This is a genomic window from Pseudoalteromonas sp. PPB1, assembly GCF_015356275.1.
Lineage (GTDB): Bacteria > Pseudomonadota > Gammaproteobacteria > Enterobacterales > Alteromonadaceae > Pseudoalteromonas > Pseudoalteromonas rubra_D.
On record NZ_JACEQV010000001.1, the window covers coordinates 486,323 to 499,259 of the forward strand.

Here is a 12,937-nt window from a genome sequence, read left to right on the forward strand (position 1 = left end):
AGCCAAACACATACAACTACCGGTTACTGACCCGCAACTTGCATATTTTCTATCAGCACCGAGCCAGTTTGAACAGCGCCACGCGTTTCAATGTCTCCCCCAATTGCCTGAATTGACTTAAACATATCCTTGAGGTTACCTGCAATGGTGATCTCACTGACTGGATATTGGATCTCCCCATTTTCTACCCAGAAACCGGCTGCGCCGCGTGAGTAGTCACCGGTTACCGTATTAACCCCCTGCCCCATAAGTTCAGTCACTAATAAGCCACGCCCCATGGTCCGCAGCAACGCGGCCAGGTCCGGCTCAGTGGCCTGTACCAGCCAGTTGTGAATCCCACCCGCATGGCCCGTACTACGCATACCCAGACGTCTGGCTGCGTAGCTTGGCAACAAATAGGTCTCGAGTACGCCTCCTTTGATGATATCGCGCTCGGTTGTCTGCACACCTTCAGCGTCAAACGGGCTCGATGCGAGTGCCTGCAACAAGTGTGGCTGCTCTTTGATCGACACACAAGACGAAAAAACGTCAGTACCCAAACTATCCAGCAAGAAGCTCGACTTTCGATACAAAGCACCACCGCCAATGGCGGAAACCAGGTGTCCAAACAGGCTATTGGCAATGTCAGCCCGGAATACAACCGGTACCCGCATGGTTTCCAGCTTACGACTGTTTAGCTTAGCCAGCGTCGACTCTGCTGCCTCTATGCCTACCTCTTTGGCATCTCTCAACTGCGAATGCACACGTGTGATGGAGTAAGCATTATCTCGTTGCATCACCCCATTTTCTTCACCGATCACCATAGTGCTTAAGGTGTGTCGGGTACGCGGAAACCCGGCCAGAAAACCATGGCTGTTGCCGTAAACGCGCAGGCCCTGATGACTGGCGACGCTGGCCCCATCCGAGTTAACAATACGCTCGTCGTAATTCAATGCCGCCTGCTCCGCTTCAAGACAGCGCTTCACACCTTCCTCAGGTGTCAGTGACCAGGGATGGAAAAGATCTAAATCAGGCACCACCTCAGGCATTAACTCAGCATCAGCCACACCATTACAGGGATCATCCGATGTAAATTTGGCAATTTCGACCGCTTTTTCAACTACGGAACGCAAAGCTTTGGGACCGAGATCGGCCGTCGAAGCAGACCCTTTATGCTGACCAACGTAAACACTCAGTCCCAGGCCACCATCCTGGTTAAATTCAATCGTTTCAACTTCTCCCATTCGGGTACTAACTGATAAACCTGAAGTACGACTCATCGATGCCTCAGCAGATGTCGCCCCCAGTTGCTTTGCATAGTCCAAAACATCAGACACGGCTTGTTTTACTTCATCAATTTGCGTCCAAATGGGATCGTGTTGCTGGCTCATGTTTTTATTCCACAAATCATAGTACTTCTATAATCCTAACACAGCCTGCGCCGATGCGCTGTGACTCAAGTAAAGATTCTGTATGACACCCTTAGGCAATTTGCGCATTCATGTATGCATTACTGCTTTTTCTGACTTCTGATATAATCTGATCATCAATAACTGAAGTAAGTGCGGTAAAATGGCCAAAAAACCTACCCAAGAGCCAGAAGAAGAGATCATTTACGTCTCAAAGAGCGAATTAAAGCGTGATGCACAGCAATACCATCAACTTGGCGTTGATATCGCGCAATTAGGGAAAAAGCAAAGAGAAAAGCTGCCACTCTCCCCTGAGCTGGTCGCAGCGATGGAACTGGCAGACAAGCTGCGCGGTAAGCACGATGCCTACCGCCGTCATCTGAACTTTATTGCCAAGCAACTGCGTACCACCAGTAATGTAGAAGAATTACAGCAAGGTCTGGATCTGTTACTCAACAGAAACAACCAGGCAGATGTCCTGCTTAATCAGGTAGAACAGCTCAGAGATGAACTGATAGCCAAGGGGGATGAAAAGATCAATACCCTGCTTGAAGCACATCCAACGCTGGAGCGCCAGAAGCTCAGACAACTGGTTCGCCAGGCGAAAAAAGAGCATCAGGCGGAAAAGCCAGGAAAAAGCTCTAAGGAGCTATTTCAGTTACTTAAAGAACTGATCCTGCCATAAGCAAAGTGATAAAGCGGTCCGCAGTATAATACAACTTAGCTAAAATACTGCGGATAGTTTTTTAGGCTGTACCACCTACAGTGAGTTCGTCAATTTTCAGACTGGGCTGACCAACGCCAACAGGCACACTCTGACCATTTTTACCACACACCCCGACACCTGTATCCAGTTCCAGATCGTTACCAACCATAGATACCTTCTGCATAACATCCGGGCCATTGCCGATTAAGGTGGCACCTTTGATAGGCTGCGTCACTTTGCCATCTTCTATCAGGTAAGCTTCTGAAGCTGAAAATACAAATTTACCCGACGTAATATCAACCTGGCCGCCACCAAAGTTAGGCGCAAAGATCCCTTTCTTTACCGAAGCTATGATGTCGTTTTGACTATGCTCACCCGGCAGCATATATGTATTGGTCATTCTTGGCATCGGCAGATGTGCATAAGATTCACGTCTGGCATTGCCAGTGGGTGTCACGCCCATCAATCGGGCATTGAGCTTATCCTGCATATAGCCTTTCAGCACACCCTTTTCGATTAGCACATTGTAGCCTGCCGGGGTGCCTTCATCGTCAATATTCAGTGAACCACGACGGTTATCCAAGGTACCGTCATCCACCACAGTACAGAGGCTGGAAGCCACTTGTTCGCCGACTCGCCCGCTAAATGCAGACGCGCCTTTGCGGTTAAAGTCCCCTTCAAGACCATGTCCCACCGCTTCATGGAGTAATACTCCCGGCCAGCCTGCCCCCAGTACAACTGGCATAGCCCCAGCAGGTGCATCAACCGCTTCCAGATTTACACGTGCCTGGTGAACCGCTTTGGTGACATAATGCTGCCAACGCGGCTTGCCATCGACCAGTTCTCTGAAGTAATTGTAATCCAGACGGGCTCCCCCACCGGCACTGCCTCGCTCACGACGGCCATTTTTCGCTAATAATACAGAGCAATTTAAGCGCACCAAAGGACGAATATCTGTTGCAAAAGTACCATCACTGGCTGCGATCAACACTTCTTCATATACCGCAGACATGGAGCTAACGACTTGCTCCGCTTCAGGGGCTAAATCACGGATCGCCGCTTCAACCTCTCGCAATAACGAAACTTTATCGGTATCGCTCATGCTCAACAGCGGCTGAGTTGCCTCAAATTGGGTCGCGGCTTTAACATCACTGAACACCTGAACCTGTTTATTCTCACCTTGCTGGGCAATACTTCTGGCGGCCATTGCAGCCTGGTTCAATGCTTCCATATTAATGGCATCTGAGTAACTAAACCCCGTTTTCTCGCCACTTACAGCGCGAACCCCAACTCCCCGCTCAATATTATAACTGCCCTCTTTAACGGAGCCATCTTCCAGCACCCAGGTTTCATGATAACTGGACTGGAAATACAGATCGGCATAGTCCACTTTGTGCTGATGAATGTATGCCAATGTTTGTTGCAATTGTTCCCGCGTTAAGTCACTGTCCGTCAGTAAATGTTGTTCGACGTGCTCGCTACCAAAATTACTCATAAAAATCGCTCTTAAATCGGTTATGTGCCGCTACAGGCATTTTCTGTCGGATGGCATGCAGGTCACTCAGATCAAGCTGGGCATGAATCACACCTACCTGAGTTTGCGCTTCGCCAAGGCACACGCCCCAAGGGGAAACCACCAGGCTATGACCATAGGTTTGCCGACCATTCTCATGCTCCCCAACCTGCGCGGCTGCCACCACATAGCATTGTGTTTCTATCGCCCGCGCCTGTAACAAAGGCTGCCAGTGTGCAGCCCCGGTGACGGTTGTGAAAGCACTGGGTACCAGCAGTATCTCCGCGCCCTGTTCACGCATCGCCTGATATAAACCCGGAAAGCGTAAATCATAGCAAACGCTCAATCCCAGACGGCCAAAGGGGCTATCCACGGTGACAATGTCATCACCGGGACTAGTCAGAGTTGACTCCCTATAATGCCCGGCGCTGTCAGCGACATCCGCATCAAACAGATGGATCTTATTATAGCGTGCAACTTCGACCCCTTCATTGTTAAACAGCAGACTGGCTGCATAATAACGACCCAGGCCATCTGTGAGGGCGATGGTACCCGCAGCTAGCCAGATATTAAAGTCCCGGCAAAGCTGCTGAATTTGTGTGATCCAGTAGGCATTATTTTGGGCTTGTGCAAGCGTTTGCTGAGGGGTCTGACAAAATGCCAGCCAGGATTCGGGTAAACACACCAACGCAGGTTGCATCAGTGTTTGCTGGCTAAGTAAAGCTTTTAACTGCTCAAGATTCTCCTCAGGGTGCACCCCTGAACACATCTGTACAACATAGATATGGCCGCTTTTCATGGTTGTTCCTCTTGACCTGTCTCTGAGCTCAGACTGCCGGGACCCTCCCCTGCCTCCACAGACTTGTCCGTCTGTGTATCTGATGCATCTTGCTGTGGCGTCTGTTCGCCTAACCTGGGTATATCAACTTGTGTGTCTGGGGTTTCCTCACCTTGAGGGACAACGGGCTGCGCAGGTTTCTCAGGCTGTGAACCCGGAGGCTTAGGTAACTCGACCTCACGGCTCTTACGATCCAGTTCGGTCACCACAGGCTCTGCCATAGTGCCGGTCACTTTAAATTTAATCTCTGAGATCACCCGTGCCGAATGGATCACTTTATCAAGGGCCAGTGCCGCAAGACCCGTGACCGGATTCACCATCCACCCCACAATCACTGGTAAACTCGACGTAACCTGCGGAGCGACTGACAGCTCGTAGTCAATGGCTTTGCTATTAAGATCGGCATACCCCCTGACCGACAGGTCGGCTGGCACCCCATCCAGTTGGGTATCCCCAGTATATACAACCCCTTTGTCGAGCTGGAAAGTGCCGTCAATGCGGTTGTAGAAAAACCCTTTGGCAAACACATCACGAAAATCCAGTTTGAGTTTACGGACCAGTGAATCGAGACTCAGCAAAGAAAACACCCGTGTGCCCTGATCGCTGATCTCAGCCAGATGCCCTTCACCCAGTTGCCATTTTACTGAACCGTCAAGCGTGGCAACATCAAATTCATAAGGCGCGTCTGCCCAGCTCAGGGCAAATTCAATGTCAGCACTGGAATCCTGAACGCTGGAAGTGATATCAAACTCTTCCATTAACTGACCAAAATCGCTGCTGGTCAGCGTGCCATTAAAGTGTGAGCGACCATTACGCCAACCACCCGTACCTTGCAGCACATGATCCCCTTTATCCACCTGCAAACGTGTGATCTGTAGCGCTTCGCCATTGCCCTGCAAAGCCAGGTCCACCTTATCCAGCTGATACTGGGTTATACGACAATCATCGCAGTTAAATTCTATAGCCGGAATATTCGTTAACCACTGCAATGATGCCTCAGGCGCAGCTTGTGAATCATCGAGAGAAGCCGTTTCAGTCGTGGTACCCGCATCTGTCGGCTCAAGCGGGTTAAGCCGCAAATAGTCCGCTTGTATCTGGATTGGTTGTGCCGCATTATCATTTGGAAACTGTACCTGTGCTCTTAACTCTCTGGCATTCAATCGTGCCAGCAGCCCACTGGATTGTGGGCGAAGGCTTAACTCAAAGTCATTAACACCGAGTTCAAAGACATTTAACTGGCCTATCTGCGCGCGCAGCGTATCAAAAGCGGGTAATATGCCCGGCTGCTCCGACGGCTGTTCTACCTGTTCAATAATGCGGTCAATGAATGGCAGCCAAGGTGCCAGTGTGAGCTGAGGTTGAGTGATAGCCACATTGAATCCAGGCTGACTTAATGCACGATTAGTCTCAGCAAAGACAAGCTGAGCACGTTCAATCAAACCACTGTTATTGTCTAAAATGCCATCGAAGTAAAGCTGCTCACCAAGTGTGACGCTAATCAAATTAGAAATATCGTCACCACGTACCTGCGCCGTTAACTGCATACGCTCATCTGCCGACTTGCCAACCGGTGCAGGTAATTCAATATTGGCACCTTGCAAGTCGGATTTAAAATCTGCCTGATAACTGAAGCCTTGTTCGGTGAAGTCCAACATTACCTGTCCTGCCAATAAGGCATTACCGGTAATAAAATCGTCCATCAAGCCTTGTGTGAGCGGCAGCAACTTGTCGCTGGCTGCACTCAAACGCGTCTCAATGCCGAGCTGATAGCGGGCACTGTCACCTTGCCCTGACAAGCTGAAAAGTAACGGCATCCCTCGCCACAGCGCCCGGGTATTTTCCAGTTCAATGTTGTCATCAATAAATTTCAGTGTGCCACTTAGCTTATCAAGCGCCATGCCCGGTTGCTCTAGATAGAGGGCATTGTCCTTGAATTCAACCGCCCCCAGAACATTGACATCCAGCGACGCCAAATCGATCAGCAGATCGACATTACCTGTAACATCACCCTCAACCTGCGCGACCTGAAGAATATCAGCTAACGGGTCGGCGATTGGTGTGGCGTTGAAAAATGGTGCCAGCGTGCTGGCTTCCGTCGTGTGTACGATGTTGACGGTCAGCAAATTGGTTTGTTCAAGATCAGCCAGACTAACCACAACCCCACTGCTCAATGTCTGGTTCAACAGCTCACCGCTATTAACCGTAATATCCATTCGCTCATCGGCAAAATGCAATGTCACATCACCATTATGCAGGGCAGCCCAATCCGGCGCAAAGGCAAACTTAGCCTGATCAATCCGAGCCAGGACTTCAAAGCGACCATGATGTCCGCGGTACGGAAATTGTGTCAGCGGCCCTGACAACAATACTTGAGTGTGTCTGAGTCGCCCGCCCTGGATCCCGTTGTTAAGATAACTGACCAGGTTTTCATTCATCAGCTGTAGCGGGAAATAACGGCCCGCGATACTGGCATCGCCGCCAAATACATCGGCATATAAATCCAGCACAGGTTCTTCAAGCAAGCGTAAGTGCATTTCCAACGCAACACTTAAATCCTCATTGCTGAGCCACAGGTTATCCGACTGCACATGCCATTTATGTCCGTCATCCCGGTAAAAGTGAATGTCTCCGTTGAGTTCTTTGACGGCGATTGGGGCTATAAATTGCTCTTCTACCAACAGAGCCCGATCTTGTGCACTGAGACTGAGCACACCACGCTCTGGCGTGAGCATTAGCTCGGCATTGAGCCCTGAAAACCCCGGAATCCCACCGAGTTGTCGCCAACCGGCTTCCTCTAAAGCGAGCCACAACGACACGGGTGAATCACTTCCCATTGACACTCTGGCGGCGGTTATCAGGCCAGCAGGAGACAAAGCTTCTACTTGCTTCGCCCAGTCGAAGTGTGTGAGTGACAGCAACTGAGTGACATACGCCAGGTCCAGGCCCTGCATCCACAGCGTACGTTCACTATTGCTAAAATATCCCTCAATACTAAGCGCTGTGGGATTTTGTTCATTTTGAGATAGCTGCAACTCAGAGCTACTTAATGCCCAGCCATTTTGCGCTGGTTGCAAATGCAAAGCCCCACCTTGTACAGCCAATTGTCTGTGGGTTTGCCCTTGTTGCCAGCTAATGCTACTCGGTAACCAGTTGACCAGAATATCGTTGAACTTGCCTTGTTCCAGTCGCGCCCAGAGTTGCATATTCACGCTCGAACTGGCCGTTTGGTATTGCGGGTCAAGATACGCCTGCAACCAACTCATCAGCTCAACTTGCTGTGCATCAATGAAAATATCACCGGCCATTGCACTAAGCTGCTGACCATGAAAACGAAAACGCGCGTTTAGCTGACCTTTGGCAAGACCTGGGAAGGAGATCTGCCCCTCACCATTATGTACATCAGCACTGTTTTGCCAGATCAGATCCGGCACCAGTAGAGTGTGAGATTTATCGTCCGCAACCAGCAAAGTCACCTGGCTATTTTGAACTGCAAAATGGCCCGTATCGCCCAAAAACAGCTCTTCAATCAGCGCCTGTTGTTCAAACTCACCACTACCACCTTCCATGCTTTGCGCCATGGCCTGAATATCAACGGTGGCGTCAAAGCCATCCAGCACAAAATAGTTAGATACCAGTCGCCACTGCCGGACTGATTCGACCAGATTTAGCTGCAAGCTGGTCTGTGCGATATGCAAAGAGATAGGGGAACGGGCGTTGTCTTCAAAACTGACATCACGCAGCACCAGCGCCGGACCATTGCCCTGCCAGCTGGCACTTATGCTGCCAATGTTTAATTCAACTCCGAGCTGCTGGTTAACCAGCGACTCAATATCATGTTTATATTCATTGGCGTAAGGCAGGCTGTATTTGACCACCGAAACCAGGACGGCAAGCAGTACCAATGTGACAGCAAACACTTGCCACATTTTTCGTACACAAAAAAAACAAACCGCCTTAACCTGCATCGTGTCACTACATCATGACGACATCAAACTGCTCCTGGCTGTACAGGCTCTCAGTCTGAATACTGACCTGCTTACCAATAAACAGTTCCAACTCGGCCAGATTATGGTATTCGTCATTGACCAGCGCTTCACTGACCGCTGGTGACGCATAAACCATGAACTTATCGGCATCATAAGCACGATTTACCCGGACAATTTCGCGTAAAATCTCGTAGCAGACGGTTTCAACTGTCTTGAGAGAACCTCGGCCAGAGCAAGCTGGGCACACATCACACAAAATATGTTCCAGACTCTCACGGGTGCGTTTACGGGTCATCTCGACCAGCCCAAGGGCAGACAAACCATTAATATTGGCCTTAGCACGGTCTTTCGCCAGGGCTGTTTCGAGTGAATGCAACACCCGGCGCTTGTGCTCATCAGAAATCATATCGATAAAGTCGATAATGATAATGCCGCCCAGATTACGTAACCTCAGTTGTCTGGCGATGGCCGATGTGGCTTCAACATTGGTATTAAAAATCGTTTCTTCCAGGTTACGGTGACCGACGAACGCGCCTGTATTCACATCCACCGTAGTCATGGCTTCAGTCTGATCAAAAATCAAATAACCGCCTGATTTCAATTCAACCTTACGATGTAATGCTTTTTGAATTTCAATTTCGACATCAAACAGGTCAAAGATTGGCCGTTCCCCGGGGTAGTATTCCAGCGTTTGTGACAACTGAGGCACAAACTCCTCAGTAAAGTCCTTTAGTTGCTGGTAGGTCAATTTGGAATCGACCCGGATACGCTCCATGTCTTCACCGACATAATCTCTGAGTGTACGAAACGCCAGAGTGAGGTCTTCATGGAGGATGCTAGCTTTACTGGTTTTCTGTCGGCGCTTGATGATCTTTTGCCACAGTTTTTTGAGGAATTCAGCATCGTGTTGTAGTTCTGCTTCTGCGGCACCTTCAGCCGCGGTACGGACAATAAAGCCACCATTTTCATCATTGTACTGAGCAACAATTTTTTTCAGACGACTGCGTTCTTCTTCAGTTTCAATACGCTGACTGACGCCCACATGAGTGGCATCCGGCATAAATACCAAATAACGCGAAGGAATGGTGATGTCTGTGGTCAGTCGGGCACCTTTAGTACCGATTGGATCTTTCACCACCTGCACCATAATAAACTGGCCTTGTTTTACCAGCTCCCGGATATCCTGAACTTTCTTGATCGGCTGATCATCGACGCCTTCTTCAATCGATGCACTGTTTACAATGTCTGAAGCATGCAAAAATGCGGCTTTCTCCAGGCCAATATCAACAAACGCAGCCTGCATACCTGGCAGAACCCGGCTAATTTTGCCCAAGTATATATTGCCAACAATCCCCAGATTACCTACCCGCTCAACCTGCACTTCTTGCAGTACACCGTTTTCAATGAGTGCAACCCGGCTTTCGCTCGGGGTCACATTGATCAATAACTCACTACTCATCTACACCCGCCATAAATGCTTTAATCAGTTCATCCGTTTCATATAAAGGTAAGCCGACAACGGCAAATAGCTACCAGATAACTGAGTAACAAATCGTCCTCCCAGTCCCTGAATGCCATAGCCCCCCGCCTTATCTTGCGGCTCGCCACTGTGCCAGTATTGCTCAATTTCCTGATCACTCAAGGGTTTAAATGTAACATCTGTTATCACAGTCTGGCTCAGTACACGTTTTGTATCTGCCACGGCAATCGCCGTCATCACCTGATGCGTTTGTCCGGATAACGCCTGCATCATAGCAATAAAGTCGTTTTGATCTGTGGGTTTGCCCAGCGCCTGTTGCTCAAGTACTACGATTGTATCGCTACCCAGTACTGGCGCATCCTGATAACCCATCGCCACACCACTGGTGGCTTTGAGACGCGCAAGGCGTTCAACATACGTCAGTGGCGCTTCACCGGGCAATCGGCTTTCATCTGCATCTACCGCAAATTGTGAAAAGGTATAACCAAGCTGAGTCAACAATTCACGCCTGCGTGGCGATGCTGATGCCAGATAAAGTGTTGGTGTCATTAACGGATCCTAAAATGCCTGCGATACTTTCGTAATAACAGGAAAACCCAGGGCCAGCACAGCATACCTACCAAAGCAGGCCATAAATATCTGGGATTAAAATAAATATCTAACAGGAAGTGATTCAGCCAAAACTGCAGTAGATGATACAAGGCTAAGAACAAACCAATAAGTACCGCCTGCTGCCAAATTGAGAAGTTTCTGATCTTCTGAAAGTTACTTGTCGTAATATACAAACAGATAGAGTAGGTCAGTGAATTCACGCCCAACGGCGACCCCGTCGCCAGATCCATTATCAACCCGGTACACCACGCCCAGCCTATGTTCACGCGATGCGGCAAAGCAATGGACCAATACATCAACACCAGTAAGACCCAGTCAGGACGGAATGGTTCAATGGAAAACGGCAGCGGCATCAGTGCCATGATTAGAGCAATAAACAGACTTAGGGCGACCAGGGCGTAACTTCGGTTCATGCCTCAGGCTCCTCTTTGGCCATCTTGCCCAAAATCACGAGCAAACGAATACGATCCAGTTGTGCCACGGGCTCAGCATACACTTTAGAGAAAGGCAGACCTTCATCACGATCAATTTCTGTAACCACAGCAACGGGATACCCCTCTGGAAAGGTACCGCCTAACCCCGATGTGACCAAAATATCTCCCAGACGAATATCCAAACTATGTGGCACATGCTGTAACTGCACCAGATTGATCTTGCCTGTGCCTTCAACCACAGTACGCACGTCATTGCGCAGAATGCGTACGGGCGTCGCATGAGTCGTGTCGGTCATGAGTAAAACGCGAGATGTGGTACTACCCACTTGGGTCAGTTGCCCGACAATGCCCATTTCATCAATCACAGGCTGCCCTTCCAGCACCCCATCTATGGCACCTCGATTCACCACCACCTGATGGCTGTATCGACTCGACCGGACCGACAAAACTTCTGCAATCAGACGCTCTCTTTGCTGCCGGGAAGACGCCCCCAGTAACGCACGCAATTGCTGGTTCTCACGTAGCAAGAATTGATACTGCTGAAGCTGCTCGCTTTGTAACAGCTGCTTTTTTCGTAAGGCTTCATTTTCCTGAAACAACCGGTCACGGGTATCCAGACTTTTCGCGCCCAGTGAAAATACTTCATAGGGCACGTTCGCCACGTAGAGCAGCGGACTTACCAGCGTATTAAGACTAGTCCGAACCAAGGTACCGCCTGAGGTGTATCTATCACCAAGGATCAACAGTACGCTAAGCACAACTGCGACAGTAAGTCGCAGTTGTAAAGAAATGGTCCGTCCAAATAACAGGTTCATCAGTCGTAACTAAATACGTCACCACCGTGCATATCTATCATTTCCAGAGCTTTACCACCACCTCGGGCAACACAGGTCAAGGGATCTTCTGCAACAACTACCGGGATCCCAGTTTCTTCCATCAACAGACGATCAAGGTCTTTCAGCAACGCACCACCACCAGTCAGCACCATACCATGCGCTGAGATGTCAGAAGCCAGCTCTGGCGGAGATTGCTCCAGCGCAACCATCACGGCACTGACAATGCCCATCAGAGGCTCTTGCAGCGCTTCCAGAATTTCGTGTGAGTTTAATGTAAAAGAACGCGGTACACCTTCAGCCAGGTTACGGCCACGCACTTCAATCTCAACTGGCACCTCACTCTTAAACGCAGAACCAATTTCGTGTTTGATATGCTCTGCGGTCGCTTCACCAATCAGGCTACCAAAGTTACGACGAACATAGTTGATGATGGCTTCGTCAAATTTGTCACCGCCAATACGAACAGACGATGAATAAACCACACCGTTCAAAGAGATAATTGCCACCTCGGTGGTACCACCACCGATATCGACAACCATAGAACCTGTTGCCTCAGACACTGGTAAACCAGCACCAATTGCTGCGGCCATCGGTTCTTCAATCAGATACACTTCTCTTGCGCCTGCCCCCATTGCAGATTCACGAATGGCGCGCTTTTCAACTTGAGTTGCACCACAAGGCACACAAATTAAAACGCGAGGGCTGGGTCGCATAAAGTTATTGTTGTGCACCTGTTTGATGAAATGCTGAAGCATTTTTTCGGTGACGTAAAAGTCAGCTATCACGCCGTCTTTCATTGGCCTGATGGCTTTAATATTGCCTGGTGTCCGTCCCAACATTTGCTTTGCCGCTGTGCCCACAGAGGCAACGCTCTTTGGTCCACCAGCACGCTCTTGACGGATCGCCACAACAGAAGGCTCGTTTAGCACGATCCCTTCTTCTTTCACATAAATCAGGGTATTGGCAGTACCTAAGTCGATCGACAGGTCGTTTGAAAATAGTCCACGTAGTTTTTTAAACATGAGGCTGGGTAACCTTTAAAGAATTCTTTTTGCAAACCATACAGTGGCTAAGGCCACTGCGTTGAAATATTTCACTCTGTGTCTGTAACACAGCTGCACAGGCATGGATAACGCCGCCTCAT

Annotated in this window: 9 protein-coding genes and 1 pseudogene; 1 reads left to right on the forward strand and 9 read right to left on the reverse strand. The window is 49.4% G+C overall.

Annotated elements, in window-relative coordinates; all coding sequences use genetic code 11:
- Positions 1 to 23: 23 nt before the first annotated feature.
- Complete coding sequence (gene pmbA / locus IY568_RS02160; RefSeq protein WP_138538346.1) at positions 24 to 1,370, reverse strand: metalloprotease PmbA; 1,347 nt, start codon at positions 1,368 to 1,370, stop codon at positions 24 to 26.
- Between the two features lie 181 nt (positions 1,371 to 1,551).
- On the opposite strand from pmbA, the gene yjgA reads away from it, so the two are divergent.
- Positions 1,552 to 2,073 carry a ribosome biogenesis factor YjgA gene (gene yjgA, locus IY568_RS02165; RefSeq protein ID WP_125558555.1) on the forward strand — a complete coding sequence of 174 codons (522 nt, stop codon included), beginning with the start codon at positions 1,552 to 1,554 and terminating at the stop codon, positions 2,071 to 2,073.
- Positions 2,074 to 2,134: 61 nt separating this feature from the next.
- Here the strand turns inward: yjgA and tldD are convergent, their stop codons facing one another.
- The 8 genes and pseudogenes from tldD to IY568_RS02205 form a co-directional block, all read right to left on the reverse strand.
- Positions 2,135 to 3,589, reverse strand: a complete 1,455-nt coding sequence (gene tldD, locus IY568_RS02170) for a metalloprotease TldD (protein ID WP_125558557.1) — start codon at positions 3,587 to 3,589, stop codon at positions 2,135 to 2,137.
- On the reverse strand, positions 3,582 to 4,406 hold the full coding sequence (locus tag IY568_RS02175) for a carbon-nitrogen hydrolase family protein (protein ID WP_194866660.1): 825 nt from the start codon (positions 4,404 to 4,406) through the stop codon (positions 3,582 to 3,584). Before IY568_RS02175 ends, tldD begins: the two co-directional genes overlap by 8 nt.
- Positions 4,403 to 8,371 carry a YhdP family protein gene (locus IY568_RS02180; RefSeq protein WP_194866661.1) on the reverse strand — a complete coding sequence of 1,323 codons (3,969 nt, stop codon included), beginning with the start codon at positions 8,369 to 8,371 and terminating at the stop codon, positions 4,403 to 4,405. Before IY568_RS02180 ends, IY568_RS02175 begins: the two co-directional genes overlap by 4 nt.
- Positions 8,372 to 8,417: 46 nt before the next feature.
- Positions 8,418 to 9,890 carry a ribonuclease G gene (rng, locus tag IY568_RS02185; protein WP_010386650.1) on the reverse strand — a complete coding sequence of 491 codons (1,473 nt, stop codon included), beginning with the start codon at positions 9,888 to 9,890 and terminating at the stop codon, positions 8,418 to 8,420.
- Positions 9,883 to 10,460, reverse strand: a pseudogene (locus IY568_RS02190) (Maf family protein). The gene rng and the pseudogene IY568_RS02190 overlap by 8 nt, the downstream one beginning before the upstream one ends.
- Positions 10,460 to 10,936, reverse strand: a complete 477-nt coding sequence (mreD, locus tag IY568_RS02195; RefSeq protein WP_125558565.1) for a rod shape-determining protein MreD — start codon at positions 10,934 to 10,936, stop codon at positions 10,460 to 10,462. The pseudogene IY568_RS02190 and the gene mreD overlap by 1 nt, the downstream one beginning before the upstream one ends.
- Entirely contained in the window at positions 10,933 to 11,772 is an 840-nt protein-coding gene (gene mreC / locus IY568_RS02200) for a rod shape-determining protein MreC (RefSeq protein WP_010386655.1), read from the reverse strand. The genes mreD and mreC overlap by 4 nt, the downstream gene beginning before the upstream one ends.
- On the reverse strand, positions 11,772 to 12,815 hold the full coding sequence (locus IY568_RS02205; RefSeq protein ID WP_010386656.1) for a rod shape-determining protein: 1,044 nt from the start codon (positions 12,813 to 12,815) through the stop codon (positions 11,772 to 11,774). The genes mreC and IY568_RS02205 overlap by 1 nt, the downstream gene beginning before the upstream one ends.
- Positions 12,816 to 12,937: the final 122 nt, after the last annotated feature.